General features: G+C 60.9%; 18 protein-coding genes. 9 read left to right on the plus strand and 9 right to left on the minus strand.

Annotated elements, in window-relative coordinates:
• Positions 1-509: 509 nt before the first annotated feature.
• Positions 510-779, minus strand: coding sequence for a metal-sensitive transcriptional regulator (locus tag H2510_RS09615; protein ID WP_186628152.1), 270 nt, complete (start codon positions 777-779; stop codon positions 510-512).
• A gap of 235 nt (positions 780-1,014) precedes the next feature.
• A complete protein-coding gene (locus tag H2510_RS09620) occupies positions 1,015-2,427 on the minus strand; it encodes an MBL fold metallo-hydrolase (RefSeq protein WP_186628153.1) in 1,413 nt (470 codons plus the stop codon).
• A 386-nt stretch (positions 2,428-2,813) separates the two neighbouring features.
• Between H2510_RS09620 and H2510_RS09625 the strand changes: the two genes are divergently transcribed.
• Positions 2,814-3,590, plus strand: a complete 777-nt coding sequence (locus H2510_RS09625; protein ID WP_186628465.1) for a DUF1542 domain-containing protein — start codon at positions 2,814-2,816, stop codon at positions 3,588-3,590.
• 81 nt (positions 3,591-3,671) lie between these two features.
• Here H2510_RS09625 and H2510_RS09630 read toward each other — a convergent pair whose 3' ends face one another.
• Positions 3,672-4,199 carry a hypothetical protein gene (locus H2510_RS09630; RefSeq protein ID WP_186628154.1) on the minus strand — a complete coding sequence of 176 codons (528 nt, stop codon included), beginning with the start codon at positions 4,197-4,199 and terminating at the stop codon, positions 3,672-3,674.
• Between the two features lie 229 nt (positions 4,200-4,428).
• Here H2510_RS09630 and H2510_RS09635 point away from each other — a divergent pair, with 229 nt between their 5' ends.
• Positions 4,429-4,773, plus strand: a complete 345-nt coding sequence (locus tag H2510_RS09635) for a hypothetical protein (RefSeq protein ID WP_186628155.1) — start codon at positions 4,429-4,431, stop codon at positions 4,771-4,773.
• Positions 4,774-4,980: 207 nt separating this feature from the next.
• Here the strand turns inward: H2510_RS09635 and H2510_RS09640 are convergent, their stop codons facing one another.
• The 3 genes from H2510_RS09640 to H2510_RS09650 all read right to left on the minus strand — a co-directional run bounded on the left by H2510_RS09640 (position 4,981) and on the right by H2510_RS09650 (position 8,934).
• Positions 4,981-5,727 carry an N-acetyltransferase gene (locus tag H2510_RS09640; RefSeq protein WP_186628156.1) on the minus strand — a complete coding sequence of 249 codons (747 nt, stop codon included), beginning with the start codon at positions 5,725-5,727 and terminating at the stop codon, positions 4,981-4,983.
• A gap of 198 nt (positions 5,728-5,925) precedes the next feature.
• Complete coding sequence (locus tag H2510_RS09645; RefSeq protein WP_222438566.1) at positions 5,926-7,656, minus strand: MMPL family transporter; 1,731 nt, start codon at positions 7,654-7,656, stop codon at positions 5,926-5,928.
• A gap of 837 nt (positions 7,657-8,493) precedes the next feature.
• Positions 8,494-8,934 carry a VOC family protein gene (locus H2510_RS09650; protein WP_186628157.1) on the minus strand — a complete coding sequence of 147 codons (441 nt, stop codon included), beginning with the start codon at positions 8,932-8,934 and terminating at the stop codon, positions 8,494-8,496.
• Between the two features lie 132 nt (positions 8,935-9,066).
• Between H2510_RS09650 and H2510_RS09655 the strand changes: the two genes are divergently transcribed.
• Positions 9,067-9,627 carry a dihydrofolate reductase family protein gene (locus H2510_RS09655; protein ID WP_186628158.1) on the plus strand — a complete coding sequence of 187 codons (561 nt, stop codon included), beginning with the start codon at positions 9,067-9,069 and terminating at the stop codon, positions 9,625-9,627.
• A 135-nt stretch (positions 9,628-9,762) separates the two neighbouring features.
• Complete coding sequence (locus tag H2510_RS09660; RefSeq protein ID WP_186628159.1) at positions 9,763-10,791, plus strand: LLM class flavin-dependent oxidoreductase; 1,029 nt, start codon at positions 9,763-9,765, stop codon at positions 10,789-10,791.
• Between the two features lie 29 nt (positions 10,792-10,820).
• On the opposite strand, the gene H2510_RS09665 is transcribed toward H2510_RS09660, so the two are convergent.
• A complete protein-coding gene (locus H2510_RS09665) occupies positions 10,821-11,486 on the minus strand; it encodes a phosphoribosyltransferase (protein ID WP_186628160.1) in 666 nt (221 codons plus the stop codon).
• A 65-nt stretch (positions 11,487-11,551) separates the two neighbouring features.
• Positions 11,552-13,177, minus strand: a complete 1,626-nt coding sequence (locus H2510_RS09670) for an acyl--CoA ligase family protein (RefSeq protein ID WP_186628161.1) — start codon at positions 13,175-13,177, stop codon at positions 11,552-11,554.
• 113 nt (positions 13,178-13,290) lie between these two features.
• Here H2510_RS09670 and H2510_RS09675 point away from each other — a divergent pair, with 113 nt between their 5' ends.
• Entirely contained in the window at positions 13,291-14,157 is an 867-nt protein-coding gene (locus tag H2510_RS09675; protein WP_186628162.1) for a LuxR C-terminal-related transcriptional regulator, read from the plus strand.
• Between the two features lie 18 nt (positions 14,158-14,175).
• Here the strand turns inward: H2510_RS09675 and H2510_RS09680 are convergent, their stop codons facing one another.
• On the minus strand, positions 14,176-14,838 hold the full coding sequence (locus H2510_RS09680; protein WP_186628163.1) for a hypothetical protein: 663 nt from the start codon (positions 14,836-14,838) through the stop codon (positions 14,176-14,178).
• A 462-nt stretch (positions 14,839-15,300) separates the two neighbouring features.
• Here H2510_RS09680 and H2510_RS09685 point away from each other — a divergent pair, with 462 nt between their 5' ends.
• From H2510_RS09685 to H2510_RS09700, 4 genes are all read left to right on the plus strand, one after another.
• Complete coding sequence (locus tag H2510_RS09685) at positions 15,301-16,185, plus strand: universal stress protein (RefSeq protein WP_186628164.1); 885 nt, start codon at positions 15,301-15,303, stop codon at positions 16,183-16,185.
• Positions 16,186-16,281: 96 nt separating this feature from the next.
• A complete protein-coding gene (locus H2510_RS09690; protein WP_186628165.1) occupies positions 16,282-19,437 on the plus strand; it encodes an HAD-IA family hydrolase in 3,156 nt (1,051 codons plus the stop codon).
• 141 nt (positions 19,438-19,578) lie between these two features.
• Positions 19,579-20,385 carry a molybdate ABC transporter substrate-binding protein gene (gene modA / locus H2510_RS09695; protein ID WP_397517347.1) on the plus strand — a complete coding sequence of 269 codons (807 nt, stop codon included), beginning with the start codon at positions 19,579-19,581 and terminating at the stop codon, positions 20,383-20,385.
• A gap of 148 nt (positions 20,386-20,533) precedes the next feature.
• Positions 20,534-21,181: a TetR/AcrR family transcriptional regulator gene (locus H2510_RS09700; RefSeq protein WP_186628166.1), complete on the plus strand. Its 648-nt coding sequence runs from the start codon at positions 20,534-20,536 to the stop codon at positions 21,179-21,181.
• The last annotated feature ends 96 nt before the right edge of the window (positions 21,182-21,277 follow it).

Below are 21,277 nucleotides of genomic sequence, written 5' to 3' on the forward strand. Positions count from 1 at the left end.
TCGTTCGTCAGGAGCTCATCACTTTCAGTCGTGTTGGTGTCGAATGTCCGCGGCGGTCCGTTTAGCCGATGGGGGACCATGCGGGACTCAGATGGACCGGAAGCAGGTCGCCGGTGGTTATCGTTTACTCATGACTTTGGGGCGCACCCGGGTGGATTCACGCGGACGCCGATGGTCACTCGATTCGCCGAACATCCAGCTCAACGGGCCATTGATGGACGCGCGTGCATCCAGGTGAATTGTTATCTCTTGTACAGCGGGTCCGGGGTTCGAATCCCTGATGGCGCACAAAATATGCCCTCGAACAGCAGAAATGCTGTTCGAGGGCACATTTTTTTGACTCGGTGAGTCGGGTACCCGCTGCCCTTCGATGCCAGAGGTAGCAACCAGCGGCGTAGCGGGAAAGATTCCCCTGCTCGCGACTGTGATCCTCTGTCAGGTCAACCCGCGAGGGTTGGTTGCGTGCGGTTCCGCTCGACACCGCCCGTGGCGCCACGGCTACGCACCATTCAGGCGAGGGTGAGGAAGAGCTTTTCGAGTTCGGCTTCGGTCATCGGTTCCGTGGCGCTGGAGCCCTCGCCGGTGATGCATTCACGAAGGCTGGTGGCGACGATCTTGAAGCCGGCCTTGTCGAGTGCACGGGACACGGCAGCGAGTTGCGTGACGACATCCTTGCAATCACGACCCTGTTCGATCATCGAGATCACTCCCGCGAGCTGACCGTGTGCTCGCCGGAGTCGGTTGAGTACCAACGCGATGCTGTCCTCGTCGCCGGTCATGAGAGTTCCCTTCGAAGATGAATCGGGGTTGTGGGTTGGGCGGGTCATCGCCGAAGCAGGGAGCGGAAGAAGCCGGTCCCTGCTGTATCGGCAGCAACGCAGGTGCAGCGCTGCGCTGTGGGAACGCTATTCATTACGTCGTCGGAGTGTTGACCGCATCCGGCCCAGGTGGTCTTGGAACAGGAAGGACACTTCTCGGGGTAGCACATGATGGGGATTCCTTGTCGGGTCTGCGTCACTCGGTGACGGATGAAAGTTGCTGCGAATCAACCGATGTGGAAGATGATTCGATCCAGGCGTTGTAGCCACCGACCAGGTCGCTGACGTTCTCGATACCGTCGGCACGCAGTAGCGACGCGGCGACGGACGAGCGCCAGCCGCCGGCGCAATAAACGACTATCGGCTTGTCTTGTGGCAGATCGTCGAGATGGGAGCGGAGTTGAGCGAGCGGAATCGGCTGAGCGCCTGCGATGACGCCGTCTTCGCGCTCACCGGGATTACGAATATCGATCAGTGTGATCGCGTCCGCACTCAGGAGCGAGTCCAGCGCGACCACTTCGGTGCGCGGTGCAGTACGCACCAGGTCGGTGAGTGTGTCGGGGAAGGTGCCGTCTGTGTCGACGGTGAGATACCCGATGACATTGTCGGATCCGATGCGCGCGAGCCGCATTGCTGCATCTTGTTGCTGACCCGGATAGGTGATGAGAGCGATTCGGCCGCCGATGTCTGCCACCATGCCGCCGGTCTCGGCGAACCTGCCGTCGAATCCGACATTGATCGAGCCACGCACATGTCCGGCAGCGAAATCGTCGGGCGTGCGGGCGTCGAGGACTCGAATCCCCTCAGCCAATCCAGTGCGCAGTTCAGTCGGCGACAGCGCGGGGATGTGCCGACCTTGATCGAGCAGCGCCCGATTCGACTTGTTCAAGGCGACATCGGTCGAGAAGTAAGCCGGCACCGCAGGCTGACCGTCCGTGACGAGTGCGACGAAGGCGTCCTCGGTCATGGGCTGCACCGACGGATTGGTGCGTCGTTGCTCACCGATCGTGGAGGTCAGCTCGGACGAGAGGTTTTTGCCACAGGACGATCCGGCGCCGTGAGCGGGCATGACGGTCACTGAGTCGGGCAACATCAGGAGAGTCTCGTGGACGGTGCGGTACATCGCCCGTGCAAGATCGGTGTTGGTGCCATCTCCGAGGTTGGCCAGGTCGGGGCGGCCGACATCGCCGATGAACATCGAATCTCCGGTGAGCACGGCAGACGGCGCAGCAAGCGGACTCTCTCGGACCAGCAGGCTGATCGACTCCCATGTGTGGCCGGGGGTGGAGAGAATCTCGATGTCGACTGTCCCGAGGGACACATGTTCGCCGTGCCGCAACCTGCGGATCGGATACTCGGTCTCAGCGGACTCGCCGAACCCGACCCACGCTCCCACGGCGTCGACAAGCTCGAGGTGACCGGAAACGAAGTCTGCATGAAGGTGGGTGTTGATTACCCCCTCGATTGTCAGTCCGTATTTGGCTGCGTCATCGAGATACTCGGTGATGTCGCGACGCGGATCTACCACGATGGCTCTGCCGGTGGTCTCATCGCCGATCAGGTATGACGCATGAGATAAGCACTCGATGTAGTACTGCTCGAGAATCATCGGACAACCTTCCTTGCGATATTCGGGGTATATGGAGACTGTATAGATACCCCATGGGGTATGTCAAGTACCCCATGGGGTATGCAAGCAGAGTGGACACACCTCGATTTGTGGCCTCGTCGCGAGCGTTCGGACATCAAGCAGGACTGGGCAATTGGAAGACCACTGCATATTCGTCGGTTCAGGAAACAAGGTGGTCCCATGACCGCATCCGCCCGGCTTGGGTCGGGAGAATCAGGTCACAACAACGCGAACGTGCCATGTTCAGGTGCGGGTGTCAGTCCGGTTGTCGAGGCAGATGACCCCCTCGACGACCGGGCCTCGTGCAGTTTCCGGCGTATCCTGTGGAGGGCATGACCTCCGTCTCTTGCTTCGAAAGGTCTCCCGTGGCGTACCTCCTCATTGTCATCGTGTTAGCTGCGCTCATCGTTTTGGTTGTAGCCGGCCAGCGACGATCCACTGCGGCCAAAGCCCACGAATTGGAGGATGCCCAAGCAGACGCACGTCAATCGATCGAGCGTCTCGGAGGTCAGATCTACAACTTGTCGGGGACCGACCTTGCCTCCAAACAAGCGCTCGCCGACGCATCGGAACGAAATATTGCCGCGGGATCGCAAATCGAGCAGTCGAAGACTGTTGCGCAGGCGCGGCTCGCGAAGCAGACCGCCCTCGAGGGGCTGTACTACATCCGCGCGGCTCGGCTGGCTATGGGCATGGACCCTGGCCCAGAAATTGTGGGAATCGACGGTCAGAAATCGGCCGGTGAGGTGACCGAAGATCGGAAAGTCGACTTCGAAGGAAGGAAAGTCGCCGCATCACCGAACCCATCGGATCAGACCCCGAATTACTACCCTGGCGGACGGGTCGCCGGTAGGCCTGTGCCAGCGGGTTGGTACTCCGAGCCCTGGTGGAAACCCGCGCTTGTCGGCGGCGCTTGGGGACTGGGGTCGGCGTTGTTGTTCTCCTCGATGTTCTCGGGGATGTCCGGCGTCGGCTACGACACCCAAGCCTTCGAAGGCGGCTACGGCGACGGCACCGACAGTGGGTACGACACAGCTGGAAACTTCGAGGGCGACCAGGGCGGGTACGACCAGGGTGGGTACGACCAAGGCGGTGGCGATTTCGGTGGCGGTGGCGGGTCTGATTTCGGTGGAGGATTTTAACTGATCTCACCGCAGCTAGAGGCAATTTTGTCTGTCCGGGGGCCTCCTAACGAAGCTCGAAGCAATCGGCGTTGGTCCGGGTTATCGGATGGGGGAGTACACGTCGTTCAGGGTCACCAACGTCAGTTCTCTAGTTCGAATGTTGTCGAGTAATTTCGGGTGGACATGCGTGACGGCAGGGTGGATTGCGTGTCCGATCACCACAGCGCCGGGCGTGAGGTACTTGCGCACGCACTCGATGAGGTAGTCCTCGGTAACGATGGAGGAGTCCGACAGCGTCCACGAGTGGTACGAGGCCGTCACGAAGAATGTGAAACGAGCGCCGTTGTCCTTTGCGAATTGGATGTAGGCCGCAACTACCGCGGGGTCGGTGCCGTCATTGATGGTCAGCGCAAGAGTTGGTGCGGCCGGCAATTCAGTCCCCGCGCCGGGTGGGATCGGAACGCGGGTGCGCGGCGCCGCGGGAGCTGTGTTGGGCTGGTTTGTCAATGCTGCGGAGGGCTGGGGAATTTTGGCCGATTTACCATCTGCGGTGCTGGGTATCGCGTGGGGCTCAATTCGATCGAATCCAGCGGTAGCGGCGTTGGCGCCGACGGCGTGAGCCGTCATGAGAGCGTGTCGACTCCGCGCGAGCCTGACCGCATCGCGCGGATGTCAAGTGGGGCCCGATGCACCGTAGCCGTATAAACGTGGCTGGAAGATCACCGGCGGACGGCTGGCCCTCGCACCTAGGGTCCGGTTCATTTTAGCCGCCGATGATGGGCAAGCATCGGTCGCTGCATGCAGACATTTCAAGAAACGGTCGAAGGGTGCGACGGGGTCTGTCATTCTCGCCGTGATGGCGTCTCTGGCCGCTGGGCCTTCCGCCTCCTTCGAGATGTCGACGGCCATCGTGTTCGTCCTGGTGTTGATGGCGGGAATCATGGTCGGATGGCGATGGCGTGCACCGCTGACGGGGTTCGCGATGTTGGCGGTCGTCGCTGCCACGGGACTGTTCACGCAGCCGCCTCTCGAGGCGATCCACTCGGTCGCGACCATCGTCGTACTTCCTCCCGCCCCTGGTCTGCTTTTCGCATCGTTGCTGCCAACGGATGCACCGTGGCGACAATCGCTGTCACGACGCCGATTGCTGGGTCGATTCCGATCGTCGCCGAGTTTGAGTGGACGGCCTACACCCCTCTGACGCGGATCCAGACAACCCTCTCGCCTAGCACCTGGATGTGGACGTCCACCGTCGTCTCGTTTGTGTCGGTCCTGGCGGCGGGTGCGGCTCTACTTATGCTGGAGAAGCGTCGGGAAGTCCCGACCGCTGGTCGATGCGGCAGAACGGGACTATCGCAGCATCTCTCGAACTTCATCTGCCGCGTCTGAGGGTTGAACTCATCGGGAGCTAGGCGGGATTGGTCCGGTGCCGAACCCACACGTTCGGCTCGACGTAGACAGCGGTTCCGTGTTGGAGATCGCACAGGACCGGGGTGAGCGCGCCTGGTATTTCGACTGGACCCGATCGATCGAAGGGCAGCCTGGTCCATGTTCGCCACTCGTCGAGTGTCCCGGGGATGACCATGGAGCGCGGCGCGATACTGTCGATGCGTCCACCTGCTCGTACGTGTACACGCAGCCAAGGATCCACAGGCAGTCCATCGAGCCGAGTTCGAAATGCGTATCGATGCATCGCTTCGTGTATGTCGGTCTTGCCATTGGGTCGTACCGGGACGATCAGCTCTTCGAAGCCTAGACGGCTTGAGTTGTCGCGGAGCGCCGCCAGCATCTTCGATGAGGCCCCGCTGCCTTGCATGCCGGGGGTCACGGCAATTTCGAGGGCGCACACTGTATTCGGGGTGTGTCCGACGAGCCGGGTTTTGACACCACGCCGTATCGCCCCGTCCCAGCCATCAGTGGGGAGAGGCTCTCCATTGGGGAGATAGATCGGCATCGAGAGGCCCTTCGCGACGACGGACCCCTTCTCATCCAGCCCGGCTACAACAAACTGGGAGAAGGCCTCGCGAATATCGGGGTCGAAGTACAGTGCCGCAATTGGATCCTGGGTCATGAACTTTGGCCATGAGTCGGTCATGTTCCACAGTGCATCTGCGAGATCGGGTCGATCGGCAAGGGTGGCTACGGTCAGGTTCATGAGCCCTATGATGCCTGAGCCTGACTGTACCTATGTGCTGATGAGCTTGGTCTTGCTTGCGCTAAGCAGATTCTGGCTGGGCACGAGTACGGTTCATTTTCCCGGACCAGCGCCTGCTGCCCTCGCCGCACTCTTAACTACTGAAGTGGCCGGTGAGCCTTCTGTTCATCGGCCCCTTTGTGTGAAATAGCGGAAAATTTACGAAGCCGCGACATTACCGACGGGTTTTGCCATCGGTGTTAGTTCTCGAAAGGTATATGTCTGCCCGGGGGAATAACCGAAAAGGGAATTTCTTGAATGACGAGCGGAATGGCAGCCAACGAAAGACTTTTGACGGTATCCCAGCTCAGTGCGTTGTGCGGGCTGTAAAGCTCGAGAAGCAGGAGCACCGCGGGCAGAGTGAGCGCGCCGGCGACGGCAGCGGCCCGTCGGCCACGAAGGCTGGCGCGGTTGTAAGCGCAGATAGCCGTGGGCAGGGCCCCACGTTGTACGTGTGGGCGAGGGGAAAGAGCCCCTAATGACAGCATCGCCAGGAGTAGGGACAGCGCTGGGCGCTGGCGGCGGATCAGGATAAGCGGCGACGCGATCACAATAAGCACTACGGACAGCACCGGCGGCCCACCACGGTCCGAGATGAAGAATTCTGCGCAGATCAGCGCCACAGCCGTCGCGAACACCACTGCATCTACAAGCGGGGCGCGGAGAGCGGACAACTATGTCGATCGGGTCACCCCCGCCGTTCGGTGTGTAGTTGAGAATGCCGGTAAATCTAACTGCCTGGTAGATGAAAGTGAGTAGGCCGAGTGCTACGCCGACGGTGAAGACGTTCATGACGACAGCCACCACGGGTAGCACCGCTGATCCTGTCATGAGCCACAGCACCAGCAGGGGCAGCAGAACAAGCAGCCCGGCCGCGTAGGGAAGTGCGTCGGCAATACCGGACTGTTGGTCCACGAACTCGGCTGCATTGCCACTTATCAAGACATCAGTGCCGGACTCTTCTGCGAGGTCTCGAACGTCCGAAACTACTTGCTGCGCAATAGTACCTGCTGGGTCGTCGTTGAGCGGGAGATTCACTTGCCAGGTGTTCTCGTTCAAGGCGGGAACCGTACCCGGCGCTGCCACTCCGTCGAGCGAAGAAGCCTCAGCAGTGAACTGTTCGACTAGTTGGGAACTGTTGCCGGAGACCGTAGCGGCGGAGTACAGCACTGTGCGACTGGCGGTGCGCATGGTGGTCACAACTGCCCCAGCCGTGGCGCCTTGACGGTCGAGCTCTTCTCGGTATCGACTCACCAAAAAGAGCGTGTAGTCCACTGCCAGTCCGAGTCCGAGTCCGAGACCGATGACGAGGTTGAGGGCGAACGCGCTGAGGGCGTAGACCTGATTGATCACGGTCAGCGCCAGGAAGGTCCCGAATACCGTGGTGACGCTGACGATCAACGGCAGAAACGCGGCGCGGCCGCCGAAGATCAATATCGTCAGGAGCACCAGCACCAGCAGCGGGAAGGCCAGCGATTCCGAGCGAGCAAGATCGCTGGTTACTTGTTCAGCGATTTGCAATCCCGCGACTGCTTGGCCGCCGACGCTGACGGCTGGATCGCCTTCGAAACTGTCAAGAGCGCTCGTTGCAACCACCCGCTCGTCGGCACCGCTCTCCATGGCGCCGAGTAGCAGCGCCGACGAGCCGTCGTTCGATCTTTTACCGGGCGTCACGAAGGCAACCCCGTCGATACCTGTGAGCTTGTCTGCAGCAGTGGACACCGCGCTCGAATCGGCCCCGTCGACCAGAAGGACGATACCCGGGAACGGTGTACTGCCTGTGGCAGTTTCGATTCTCTCGACACCTCGAGCCGACGCCGCGTCTGCTGACGTAAACCCTCCAGTGGTGGCCAGATCCTTGGAGACGCCACCTCCGAATACGCCGGCCACAATGACGAAAAGTAGAACCAAGAGGAGCGGCCGACGTGGCCGAGACTGCAGTAGGCGCACGACCGGCGAGGATCCTTCGGACGGCGGACTAGGTGGACTGTGGACTGTGGACTGCGTGATCGCTGGATGGCTTGGTCATGACATCACCCTCGCGCAGCGTGGCAGTTCTCCACATCGGCCACCGGGAGTACCTCACTACGGGCTTCGGCCCGCTGTACTCCCGAGGATGTACACGCAGACTGCCCCACCACCCCGGCCGGCGATCCGGACTACAAGGTGGCAGAGCACCGAGAGGGTCATGGGGTCGGATATTTCGGGGCAGTTTTTCGAAAGCCGCGGCGTACAGTCGGCGGTGTCGAGGCCAACTCGTGCAAGGTGGAAGGCCCGCGAGTTTAGCCAGCGGTCATACGAGATAGGAACGGACCTGATTGTGGTCAGCGTGGACAGCGGGGGCGATGACACAAACGGTTGTGGCACAGACAGACGCAGTTCCGGTGGGGATAGTGTCTGCAGCGGCGATGTCTGCAGCGGACCTGCTGGAAAATTGGCAGTCAGCGCGGAGGTAGGCCTGTCCGGTGCCCAGGCCGCTCGGCGGCGCACACAGTGGGGACCCAACGCGGTGTCCTCACATCGCGCAAGGTTCTGGCCGGTGCTCTAGTCGCAGCACCCGGTGATCGCGAACCGCTTGGTTCAGTGCTTGTTTCGTCTACCCAGTCGCATCCAGGGCCTGCTTGTGGGTGACAATCGCGCCGATGTGGTTCTCACAGGCGCGGGGAGCCTTCAAGCCGGATAGCACGCTGCTGATCCCGTTCTCGACGAATGCGACATCGCTCGGGTTCAGCTCCGTGTGGCCGAGTCCGCTGGCAGCGCGCTAGCGGGCGCCAACACCACCAGCCACCCGTCCGGGTCCTCGAACAACACGGCACCGTGGTCCGTCCAATATGGGTTGGCGGCTACAACCGGGGTCTGACCGTGATCGGTGAAACGCTTGCATGCGGCCGCCAAGGCTTCCGGTCCACTGAGGTAGAGAACCAGCTGATTCTCAGGGTTCCTCTCAGGAATACGTGGTGATTCGCCGAACTGCAGTAACTCCATGTGAACGGGGGCGCCCGGCAAACCGAACACGACTCCGTCGTATCCGCTGTGATTTCGCCACTGCGCCAGCACTGTTAGTCCGACAACGTCGCGGTAGAAAACGAGTACCTCTTCGTAGTTGGCGGTGGGACGCGCAAAGCGAACTGCACCGACATCGAGGTGAGCGGGCCAGGACGGAGACATTTGCGTACTATTCCACGGGTCGTTGCCGAGCACAGGGGCAAACGATTTTCGTCGCTGTGATGAAGAGTCGGTTGAGAAATGGCCGAGTGTGAACAGCGATGAGTTTCACCCGCCGGCGCAGTCTTCAGCTGCATGGGAAAACTCAGCTATGGCTTCAACGTGTCGGTGGACGGATACATCGCTGACGCGCAAGGCAGCATCGACTGGTCCGAACCGAGCGAAGAACTGCATCAGTATTGGAACGACCTCGAGCGGGAGACTGCCTTGTCGTTCTATGGGCGGCGGCTCTATGAACTGATGTCCGCGTTCTGGCCGACCGCCGACAAGTCCCCGGACGCTAGCCCGACGATCGTCGACTTCGCGCACATCTGGTGCAACATGCCCAAGGTCGTGTTTTCTCGCACTCTGGAGTCCGTCGACTGGAACTCCCGCCTCGAACGCGGCGACCCGGTCGAGGTCGTGAAGAAGCTGAAAGCCGAAACCGACGGCAGGCTCGAGGTGGCCGGGGCGACGTTGGCCGCACCTATTGTGCAGGCGGGACTGGTGGACGAGTACCGGATCGTGATCTCGCCCATCGCAGTAGGCGGCGGCATACCGTTCTTTCCGACCCTGCCGTCATGGATCTCGCTGCGACTGGTGGAGAACCGCACTTTCCCCGGAGGCGCGGTCTTGCTGCGCTACGAGGCTAAGTAGCCGAAGACTCCGCCGTCATCGGGGTGAACCGTGCGACTACCGATCTGGCCTGCGACCCGGAACTCGTTCATCCGGAGTGGTTGAATCGACTCCAATGCGGGTGGATCCGTCCGCCCTGAATCGAGAGGTCGCATCATGCATGTTGGCGTAGACAGCTTCGTCTCCTCCGTGACAGACCCGACGGACGGCCGTGTGATCGGGCCGGCCGAGCGGATGGGGCACCTGCTGGAGGAAATCGCCCTTGCTGACCAGGTCGGGCTGTACTCGTTCGGGATCGGTGAGCACCACCGCAGCGAGTATTACGATTCGGCACCGTCGATCATTCTGGCCGCTGCGGCCGCTCGGACGGAACGGATCCGCCTCGGCAGCGCGGTCAAGGTGCTCAGCGCAGATGATCCGGTGCGGGTGTTTCAAGAGTTCGCCACCCTGGATCTGATCTCGAAGGGCCGGATCGACCTGGTGGTAGGCCGCGGGTCCTTCACCGAGTCGTTTCCGCTGTTCGGCCTCGATTTCGCCGACTACGACTCTCTTTTCACCGAGAAGCTGGAACTGTTGCTGCAGATCCGCGACAACGTCGAGGTCACGTGGTCCGGTCGGCATCGCCCACCACTTGTCCAGCAGAGCATCTACCCACGGCCGGTGCAGGATCCTTTGCCGATCTGGGTCGGCGTCGGTGGAACCCCTGAGTCCTTCGCCCGCGCGGGCATGCTGGGACTGCCACTGATGGTTGCGATCATCGGAGGTGAGCCGCGCCAATTCGCCCCGCTCGTAGACCTGTACCGGCGCGCAGGAGCTCAGGCCGGTCACGCCCCGGAGAAGCTGCAAGTAGGGCTGCACGTATTCGGCTTCGTCGCCGAGTCCACGAAGGTGGCAGCGGACACTATCTACCCCGGCTGGAACGAAATGTTCTCCAAAATCTCCCGGGAGCGCGGTTTCTCCCGGCCGACCCGCCAGCAGTTCGACGCCACATCCGGGCCCGACGGTGCCTTCTTCATGGGAGACCCGCAGACGGTGGCCGAGAAGATCCTGCGGGTCGGTGAGCAGCTGGGCGGTGTCGACCGGTTGTCGCTGCAGATGACGAATCCGAGGCTCGCCCACGGCGACCTACTCCGCGGGATCGAATTGCTCGGCACCGAGGTTGCCCCTCTGGTGGCGAAAGCCTGACGTCTGCGCGGGTAGCTACCGGCGGCACATCACTGATCACGCTGATGTTGTGCGGCCGCGTCGGCGAGTGTCGATCGGACTTCTTCGTCGGTGGTCTGCTCGAATCGTGCATACGACGCTCCCACCCCGAGGAACCGGGCAGGAGTGCAGACGCACACGAACTCGTCGACCAGGTTTTGGAGTAGAACGCGGCTCGAAGCCGGAGCCACGGGGACGGCCGCAACGACGCGGGTAGGGCCGTAGCGATACACCACCTCGAGCGCCACTCGCAGGGTTGCTCCGGTAGCGACACCATCGTCGACGACGATCACCGACCTCCCGTCGATCCGAGCAGGCGGTGCGTTTCCGCGGTAGAGCTGTTCGCGACGCTTCAGTTCGCGTTGTTCGTCGGCAATCACCTGTTGCAGCTCAACCGAATTCACCTTCTCGGCACGGATCACGTCGCCGTTGATCACCATGGCTCCACCGCTGGCGATAGCTCCCATCGCCAGCTCGGGGTGCCTGGGTACGCCGAGCTTGCGGACGACGAGAACGTCCAACTGCGCGTGCAATGCCGTAGCGACTTCGGCGCCGACTGGAACTCCGCCACGCGGCAAAGCGAGCACCAGCACGTCGTCAGAGAACTTATCGGGGTCGAAGAGGACCGACAACGCCTGCCCGGCGTCGGCTCGATCGCGGAACGTTCTCGTCCCCATGTGGGACGGTTACCCGTGGTATCGAGGCACAAACGCGTCGAACCTCTGGTTGTTCTTTCCGGCGCTCAAGCCGTCGACTTCCTCAGCTCGAATTTCAGTATCTTGCCTGTCGGCGTGCGGGGGAGGTCCAGTGGGAAGACGATCTCGTCGGGGACCTTGAATTTTGCGAGACGGCTGCGGGTGTACTCGATCAATTCTTCGACGCTTACGTCGGCGTCCTTCTTCTTGATCACGAATGCTTTGGGGCGTTCTCCCCACTTCGGGTGCGGGACGCCGATGACGGCTGCTTCCAGAACCGCTGGGTGGGACATGAGGGCTTGTTCGATCTCCACGGTCGAAATGTTCTCGCCGCCCGAAATGACGATGTCCTTGGCGCGATCTTTGACCTGGATGTAGCCGTCCGGGTGCATTACCCCGAGGTCGCCGCTGTGGAACCAGCCACCGGCGAAGGCTTCCGCTGTGGCCTTCGGATCCCGGTAATAGCCGAGCATTACGTTGTTGCCGCGAAGGACGATTTCACCCATCGTCTGTCCGTCGGCTGCGACGTCGTTCATTTCTGGGTCGACGACGCGTGCGTCCTCGGCTTGAATCATCCCGACGCCCTGTCTGGACATCAGCTCGGCGCGCTCGTCGGATTTCAGCTCGCGCCAGTCGTCCTGAACTTCGCAGATCGTGTACGGCCCGTATACCTCGGTCAGCCCGTACACGTGGACGACGGTGATTCCGAGTCCTTCCAGCTTGGCGATGATGCTCGGTGCTGGTGGCGCTCCGGCGGTGGTGATGTGCAGGGCGTCCACGTGATGTGCCTGGGGTGCTTCGGCGATGGTCGAACAGACAACCGGCGCGCCGCACAGGTGTGTGACGCCGATATTGTCGATTGCATCCCATACTGCATCGGCGCGAACCGCGCGTAGACAAACGTGGGTCGCGGCGGCCTGAGTGACGGCCCAGGGTGTGCACCAGCCGTTGCAATGAAACATCGGGAGGGTCCACAGATACTTGGTCGAGCCGGTGAAACCGTTGTGGAACGTTTCGCCGAGCGAATTGAGGTAGGCGCCACGATGGGTGTACATCACACCCTTGGGCTTGCCTGTGGTTCCGGAGGTGTAATTGATTGCTATGACTTGCTGTTCGTCCTCTACGCCCCACACCAACGGCGGTGCATCGACCAGGTTGCCCGCCTCGGCGAGAAGGTCTGAATACTGCCCGGTGACAACGCCTTCCGGAACGGTGGGGGGAGCGATAGTGGAGTCGGGGATTTCGATTATTTCCTGCAGCGACGGCACTGCCGCGCGGGCACCGGAGGCGGATCCGACCAGCTCCGAATCGACGAACAAGATCTTGGTGCCGGAGTGGTCGAGGATGTAGTCGAGTTCACTGCCCGTCAGGCGCGAGTTGAGAGCGACGAGGACGCCCCCTGCCAGGGGAACGGCGAAGTGCGCAAACAGCATTTCCGGGGTGTTGGGACTGAGGTATGCGATGCGGTCGCCGGGTTCGATACGGCTCGACAGGACGCGGGCGAGACGGTCGACCTCGTCACCGAATTGCTTGTAGGTATAGCGGCGGTCGCCGTGAATCACAGCCACCCGATTCGGGAATACGCTCGCCGAACGCGCCAGAAAACGCAACGGGCTCAACGGTGTGTTGTTGGCGGACGACAGTTCGGCGGACGACAGTGTCGAATCGAGCATCGGGTGAGACCTTTCGAAAAGCGATAGTCTTGTGACGCGCACTACACGTTACTGTTGACGCTATCCACAGCAGGGAGAACGCCGCTACCCCCAAGAGTGGGTATCGGGCGGGTATGAGAGGGATCGTGAGTCGACATCTGAGGCCGAGCGACCGGGATGCGTTGCAAGCGGAATTGCGGACGCTGAAGGCGACGACCCAGTTTCCGGTGCTGTTCGGCGGTACCGTCGAACACGGGAATCTGACCTTGTCCGGGTTTGTGGGTACGCGTAGCACCATCCTCCGCAACCTCGTGATCGACGTGCGGTGCGGCGTCGGCGGCCGCGCGATGGCCGAGCAACGGCCGATCGGCGTGCAGGGCTATGCCAATTCACTCTCGATCACTCACGAATACGACTATCAGGTCGGAGCGGAGGGGATCGAGACCCTACTGGCGGTGCCGGTGGTCGTGCGCGGACGAACACGAGGCGCGTTATACGGCGGGTTGCGGGTGAATCAACCCCTCAGTGACCGTCTGACAGACGTCGTCGTCGAGCGTGCGCACGAGCTCGCACGGGAAATCGATATTCGTGACGAGGTCGACCGCAGACTTGCCATGTTGGCGTCCTCGGGAAGGGTAGAGGCCCCGATACCGCGTGACGACCGCCGGACGGATGCCATCATCGAGAGCTATCTCGCGTTGCGATCGATCGCCGATCGCATCGAAGACACCGACCTCGAGGCAGAGGTGACGGCCGTCGAGCACATCCTGCGTCGCATCTTGCCGACTAATCGACGGACCTCGACGGTGACGTTGTCGAAACGCGAAATCGAGGTTCTCGAGTATGCGTCGCTCGGTTGCCGCAACGCCGAAATTGCGGCGCGATTGTCGTTGAGCGTCGACACCGTCAAAACGTACATGCGAAACCTCATGGGTAAGTTGGATGTAGCCACCAGAGCGGAAGCTGTGGTCGAGGCGCGTCGGCACGGTCTGCTCGGCTAGATCGCGATCGCGAGACGTCTACGAAACAGACGTTGTCAGATCCGTTCGTACGCGATCAACTTGTGTATTCCACAACGCCCAAGCAAGAACCAAGCAACCCCCGAACATGAGGGTCCCGTGTGCAATACGAAGTGCGGGACTTGCGAAGAACTGCGGAAGAAACGATGCGAGCCCCACTAAAAGTGGCAATCCCGACCACGACGGCAGTACACCGGAACGTCTCACGGCGATTGCGGTACAAATACCGCCCACGAGAATGAGCAGCAGTCCAACGACGAACATCGAAATTTGCATGGCACCGTTCCTGATCGGATCAGTCAGATCCATGATCTTTGGATCGGAGTCGGACAAGGCCTGAGTCCCGACGGCGTTCAGGGCGAAGGCCTCAGCGCCGTAATAGGCCAGCGTCAACCCGACGCCGATCCATGTGAGCACGACGGCTGTGCGGGCCATAGACTTCGCTGCCGTGGCGCCCACAACGTATTCGAGATTACGTAGGGCGAGCGCAATCGCGATGAACCCCAACATTGCACACACGTGGGCGATGACCCAACCGGTTTCGCCGAACGCCTCGGCCCCCTCCAATCCCACCTCGCTGGAGTAGGGTCTGAAAACTGGGTAAACGAGGAACATCACGCCGGTGAATATCCATAATGCGCTCCCGGCCTTTGCTGAAGTCACTGCCGCTTCTCCTCTTCGATCGTTCGTTGCCGAAGTGTGCGTCGCTGTACTCGGGGAAGACACTTGTGCACGTAAAAACCAGCGCCGACCAGAAGAACGAGGTCGCCGTCCCTAGCGATCGGCCGGAGTGTAACGCACTCGAACCAACGAACTGGTCACCTGAAGTGAGATGGTCAGTCGCACGTGTGAAGGCGCGGTTGATTCGGTCGAGATCGATCGAAATGTGCGCTTGTAGTTGCGAAATAGACTTCGTATTCGAATTTTGCTCAACGCCTGCGTTCGGCAATGCGGATTCCGCGGTCTCGACGCAAAAGGTGCACACCTGACGGGAAGCTGAGCCTCATGTTCCACTGTTCCACCGTTGAAGAGGACTTTGTGCTCTCGTGTGAGTAACTCAGCCGTGCAATCGTGGTGATCATCGGCGGTGAGTCGCCGCACCCTTATCTCTGTCGGGAGGCTGACATGGTCTTGGCGAATCATCAAGAAATCGTTGTCGGAGTGGATGGTTCACCCACCAGTACGGCTGCGGCTTTATGGGCTGCAGCCATGGCGGACCGTTTGGGTTCTCCGCTGCACATCGCGTGCGCGGTTCAGGAACCGACGTTCTACATGGCCGAGTCCGTCATGGTGATACCCGAGGAAGTGTGGGAGCAGCAGCGTCGAACCGCCGAGGAGATTGTCGACGAGGCAGCGAAGGCCATCCTGGAGCGACATCCGTACCTCAGCGTGTCCACACATGTCGACGCTGTGCCGCCCGCTGAAATGCTGGTCGATCTGTCGGCTTCGGCGCGGCTGATGGTGGTCGGTAGCTCCGGGACGGGCCTTGTGCTGTCGACTTTGCTCGGTAGCACCGCCAAGGTGGTGGCCGACACCGCAGCGTGCCCTGTCGTCGTATGGCGCGAAGGCACGCAGGACCCGAATTCCCCGGTCGTGGTCGGAGTCGACGGCAGTGCCACGAGTGCCGCTGCGATAGCGATGGCCTTCGAGATAGCGTCGCAGCTGGAGGTGCCACTCATTGCTGCGCATGTGTGGAGCGCCGCATCACAGGCGGGAGGCGTCACATTGCCCCTCCTCATCGACTGGGCGGCCATCGAGAAAGAGGAGTCGGTACTCCTCGCGGAAAGCCTGTCGGGGTGGGCCGAGAAGTACCCAGAGGTAGTGGTCGAACGAGTCCTCCGGCAGAGCAACCCCGCGCACACTCTCGTCGATCTGTCCGAAAACGCCCAACTCGTCGTGGTGGGAAGCAGAGGGCGAGGTCCAGTGAGAAGCGCCCTACTGGGATCTACCAGCAGTAACCTCACACACCACGCGCGCTGCCCGGTCATGATCTGTCGCGTGCGCTCGTGAGACCTCGTGGTGGATCTCCGTCGGTAAATCGCGCGGAAAGAGCAGGCACCCCATAGGGTTCCGCGTGGCGGTCGTCGATTCGGGCATCGAGTCGCCGTGAGAATCCAGGGACGCCGGATCGATGCTGTCCTGTTCGATCTAGACGGCGTCGTCACCGACACGGCTGTGATTCACGAGCAGGCCTGGAAAACCGCGTTCGATGCGTTACTCGAAGCTGCCGGACAAGGGGATCGGCCGTTCACGCACGAGGACTACTCGATCTACATCGATGGACGGGAGCGGCTCGATGCGGTGCGCGGATTCGCGCATGCACGTGGACTGACTCTTCCCGAGACTTCGCACGGCGACACGGCATTGGGGAGCGTGCGGCAATGGGCTGATCGCAAGAATGAGGACTATCTCCGCACGCTGACTTCTGAAGGTGTTCGCACGATTCCGGGAACGTTGGATGTGCTTCGCCAACTGCGGCTCGCGGGGATTCCGACAGCAGTGGTCTCAGCCAGCAGAAACGCAGGCGAGGTGATGGCCCTTGCCGGCGTCGGGGGACTGTTCGATGCGCGCGTCGACGGCACCGATGCACTGCGTCGAGACCTGGCAGGTAAGCCGGCCCCGGATATGTTCCTCGAGGCCGCCCGCAGGCTCGGAATTGCACCCAAATTTTCTGCCGTCGTGGAGGATGCGGTGGCTGGTATCCAAGGTGCGCGGGCCGGAAAGTTCGGATTGGTCATCGGGCTTCAACGAGCATCTGCGGCAGTCGAGTTGGATGCCGACGTGGTCGTCGGCGATCTCACTGAACTCGATATCGACATCGGTCCGGACAGCCCCGCTGAATACAACGGTGCTTGTGAGTTGTGCTCGACCGACGCGGAATCGACGTGGGTGTTGCATTACCGCGGCGCGATAGCCGCGGATGAGGGAATTCGCGAGAGTCTCTGCACCCTTGGAAATGGATATTTCGCAACCCGGGGTGCCCTGCCCGAGGCGAGCGCCGACGGCGTTCACTACCCGGGGACGTATCTCGCCGGGTGCTACAACAGGCTCACTTCGACAATCAGCGGTATCGACTACGAGGACGAGTCCATCGCAAACTGGCCGAATTGGTTGGGCACCACGTTCAATATCGACGGCGGTGAATGGCTCACTACCGACAATCACCTTCTGCGACACCATCACGTCGCCCTGGATATCGGCGAAGCCGTTCTTCGCCGCGAAAGCCTTCTCGAAGATTCGCAGGGGCGGCGCACCTGGCTTCGGCAGATACGGTTCGTGTCCATGGCATCACCGCACCTGGCGGCGCTCGATACCAGACTCGATCCGGAGAATTACACCGGAACGATCACTGTGCGCGCGACTCTGGACGGAGAGGTCACCAATGGCAACGTGGCCGAGTTTCGTGCTTTGAACAACTCTCATCTGACCGAATGTGAAACAGGTTCTGCGGCAAAGAATCAGGTGTGGCTCCGGGCGCATACTCGGCAATCGCGGATCGCACTCACACTCGCTGCCCGAATGGATTCGGCCACCCCAGTGCGGAACACCACCAGCACCCCGACGAGTATCTTCCATGAAACCTCGGCCGACGTCACGCAGGACGTCGGCGTGCAAGTATCGACGATCGTCGCATTGTATTGCTCTCGCGATCGGGCTATCGCCGATCCGTTGAGTGCTGCCCTCTCTCGCCTCACCGAAGCCAGATCTTTCCTCGTACTCCTCGACGAGCACCGACGGCAATGGAAACGGTTGTGGCATCGACACGATCTCGAGGTCGAATGCTCCGACAACGAGATCGTCCGAGCGGTCCGGCTTCAGCTCTTTCATGTCGTCCAGTGCTTGTCTCCGCACACCGTGGATCTCGACGTCGGAATACCCGCGCGTGGCCTTCATGGGGAGGCTTATCGAGGGCACATTTTCTGGGACGAATTGTTCGTGCTTCCGTTACTGAATTTGCGCATTCCAGAGTTGTCGAGATCTCTGTTGATCTATCGCTATCGACGCCTGTCCGCGGCGAAACGGCGGGCACGAGAAATCGGTTGTAGCGGCGCCTTGTTCCCCTGGCAGAGCGGCAGTGACGGCCGCGAGGAAACACCGCATGTGCTGTTCAATCCACGATCAGGACGGTGGATGCCCGATCATTCCAGTCGGCAGTTCCATGTCGGGTTGTCGGTTGCCTACAACGTGTGGCACTACTGGGAAGTGACAGCAGACTTCGGCTTTCTAGCCTCCTACGGGGCCGAGATGCTGGTCGAGAATGCACGATTTTGGGTCAGTCTCGCGGTGTGGGATGCCGCCGACGATCGGTTCGATATTCGTGGCGTCATGGGACCCGATGAATTCCACGACGGATACCCCAGTGATCCCGGTGCGGGAATCGACAACTCGACTTACGTGAACGTGATGGCGTCGTGGAGCATCCGGCGCGCGTTGGACGCTTATACGATCGTCGGACGTGACGACGGTGTGGGCCTGTGGGCTGGGCTCGATGTCAGCTCGTCGGAATTGGGCGCATGGCACAACCTGGCATGCAAGCTGCGCGTGGAGTTTCTCGACAACGGATTACTCGCACAATTTCATGGGTACGGAGAACTGCGCGAACTCGACCTCGATGACTACCGCCAGAGGTACGGAAATATCGGCCGACTGGATCTGATTCTCGAAGCCGAAAATGACTCCTGCGCACACTACAAGGTGTCCAAACAGGCCGATGTTCTGATGCTGCTGTACTTGTTCACCGCGGAGGAACTCACCGAATTGCTTGCGGGGATGGGGTACGACTTCGAGCCGAGCACGATTCCGGCAACCGTCGATTATTACCTCGCTCGAACGACGCACGGCTCGACTCTGAGCAGAGTCGCGCACTCCTGGGTGCTCGCGCGAGGTAACCGTCGAGACTCCTGGGACATGCTGCGTGAATCGTGCACGGCCGATCTTGCCGACAGTCAACAGGGGACCACGCGGGAGGGAATTCACCTGGGCGCAATGGCGGGAAGTGTGGACATCCTGCAGCGCTGCTATACCGGAATCGAAGTGAGAGGCGACACATTGAGACTTCATCCGCAGTTGCCGACCGAGCTTCGATCACTCGAACTCGATCTCCGATACCGCGACCACTGGGTTCATATCAGATGCAACGGTGCAGCGACCACTGTTACGACGAGCCCGTGCAGTGCCCCGGCGATCCGGATCGATATCGACGGACAGGAATTTGTGATGAACGGCGGTGAATCGGTTTCTGCTGCCTACCTCGCCTCATAAAAAAGCTATGACGCGACGCGTGACGATTCTATGCCCGCGGGACAACCCCAATCTTCTATCCGCGGATACTGCTCTATGCTTGGTCGCGGTCCGCTAATGCGGATTTGGGGAGCCACCGAATCGGTCTATCGAGGGAGCATAGTGAAAAACATCTACGGGCGGCTCGGGTCAGTCCTCGCCATGTCTGCATTACTGGTTGCAGGCTGTTCGAGTGGTGTGGACGGAAGTGATTCCACGGCGCCGGAGTCCGGTTCTGCTGCTTCAGGTGAGGTCAGCGGGAACATCACCGTATTCGCAGCAGCGTCGCTCAAGGCGACCTTCACTCAGCTCGGCACCAAGTTCGAAGCAGCCCATCCCGGGACTGACGTCGCGTTCAACTTTGCCGGTTCTTCGGATCTGGTCGCACAATTGACTCAAGGCGCACCGGGAGACGTTTTCGCTTCCGCGGATATCGCAAACATGACCAAGGCGCTCGATGCGAATCTAATTTCCGGCGAGCCCGAGAACTTCGCTACGAACACGCTGATCATCGTCACCCCTCCCGGGAATCCGAAGGGCATCGCTTCCTTCGCCGACCTCGCCGATACGGACAACAAGGTCGTCATCTGTGCCCCCCAGGTGCCATGCGGCGCCGCTACCACGAAGGTGGAGAAGACGACCGGAGTCGATATCACCCCAGTGAGCGAAGAGTCGTCCGTCACCGACGTCCTCGGCAAGGTCACCTCCGGTCAAGCCGACGCAGGTCTGGTCTACGTGACCGATGCGTCAGGCGCGGGTGAGAAGGTCACCTCGGTCGCCTTCGAAGAGTCGTCCGGTGCAGTCAACACGTACCCGATTGCGGTGCTGTCGGATTCGGGTAACAGTGCGGCGGCGAAGGCGTTCGAAGCGCTGGTCATGAGCGACGAGGGGCAGAAAATTTTGGCAGATGCCGGATTCACCGCGCCCTGACGAAAGTGAGATCGCAAGGGATCGAGACTACAGTCGCGCGGGTGATCTACTCCGGTTAAGACACGTGCTTGAATGTTGAGCGGTGGGATAGTTCACTCGAGTGTGTGTCCGGTTCGAAAAGCGATGGTAGCGAAGGGTCGACCCCGAGATGACGAGTAGCGGCGTGCGTTCAGCGCGCACGGCGGGGACGCGCGAGTCGATCTTGCTGATGGCAGAACGACTGTATGCCGAGCATGGACTTCACTCGGTGTCCAACAGGCAGGTGAGCGAGGCTGCGGGGCAAGGCAACAACGCGGCGGTCGGGTACCACTTCGGTACGAAGGCGGACCTCGTACGCGCGATCGTCGAACGTCATTCGGTCGTAATCGAGGCGAATCGGAGCACGCTTGTGCTTCGAAACGGGGATTCGACAAGGCTTCGAGATTGGGTCTCGTGCCTCATCGCGCCGTACACCGATCACTTGGCGACGTTGGGACAACCCAGCTGGTATGCACGATGTGCAGTACAGATCATGACCGATCCGACGCTGCGGCCACTGATGTACGAACAGGCAGGGGTGTCGTCCTCGTTGAGGAAGACCCTCGTCGGCCTCCATCGATGCCTACCGGATCTACCGGCAGAGGTACGTCGAGCACGTAGCGATATGGCCCGAAATATGATGATGCATATTTGCGCCGAGAAAGAACTCGAATTTGCACAGCAGCCCGAGTGTCCACCGAACTGGGCCGACTGCGGAACCGATCTGATCGACGCCACAGTAGGCATCTGGCAGGCCCCGGTATCGCCGCGACGCTGACAGAATGAAAAGCGACACGTCGAAGTTCCCGGATCCGGGGCAGCCCGAACCACACGATGGAGTTCTTGCCATGACCAATCTTGCGAACATTTCCTG

This window comes from Rhodococcus sp. BP22, assembly GCF_014281965.1.
In the GTDB taxonomy this organism is placed as follows: Bacteria; Actinomycetota; Actinomycetes; order Mycobacteriales; family Mycobacteriaceae; genus Rhodococcoides.

Bases quoted from the DNA above. Each gene is read 5' to 3' on its own strand.
- H2510_RS09665 (WP_186628160.1), bottom strand. From the start codon at position 11,486: ATGGGGACGAGAACGTTCCGCGATCGAGCCGACGCCGGGCAGGCGTTG.
- H2510_RS09640 (WP_186628156.1), bottom strand. From the start codon at position 5,727: ATGAACCTGACCGTAGCCACCCTTGCCGATCGACCCGATCTCGCAGAT.
- H2510_RS09650 (WP_186628157.1), bottom strand. From the start codon at position 8,934: ATGTCTCCGTCCTGGCCCGCTCACCTCGATGTCGGTGCAGTTCGCTTT.
- H2510_RS09620 (WP_186628153.1), bottom strand. From the start codon at position 2,427: ATGATTCTCGAGCAGTACTACATCGAGTGCTTATCTCATGCGTCATAC.
- H2510_RS09660 (WP_186628159.1), top strand. From the start codon at position 9,763: ATGCATGTTGGCGTAGACAGCTTCGTCTCCTCCGTGACAGACCCGACG.
- H2510_RS09685 (WP_186628164.1), top strand. From the start codon at position 15,301: ATGGTCTTGGCGAATCATCAAGAAATCGTTGTCGGAGTGGATGGTTCA.
- H2510_RS09700 (WP_186628166.1), top strand. From the start codon at position 20,534: ATGACGAGTAGCGGCGTGCGTTCAGCGCGCACGGCGGGGACGCGCGAG.
- H2510_RS09670 (WP_186628161.1), bottom strand. From the start codon at position 13,177: ATGCTCGATTCGACACTGTCGTCCGCCGAACTGTCGTCCGCCAACAAC.
- H2510_RS09675 (WP_186628162.1), top strand. From the start codon at position 13,291: ATGAGAGGGATCGTGAGTCGACATCTGAGGCCGAGCGACCGGGATGCG.
- H2510_RS09615 (WP_186628152.1), bottom strand. From the start codon at position 779: ATGACCGGCGACGAGGACAGCATCGCGTTGGTACTCAACCGACTCCGG.
- H2510_RS09655 (WP_186628158.1), top strand. From the start codon at position 9,067: ATGGGAAAACTCAGCTATGGCTTCAACGTGTCGGTGGACGGATACATC.
- H2510_RS09635 (WP_186628155.1), top strand. From the start codon at position 4,429: ATGGCGTCTCTGGCCGCTGGGCCTTCCGCCTCCTTCGAGATGTCGACG.
- H2510_RS09630 (WP_186628154.1), bottom strand. From the start codon at position 4,199: ATGACGGCTCACGCCGTCGGCGCCAACGCCGCTACCGCTGGATTCGAT.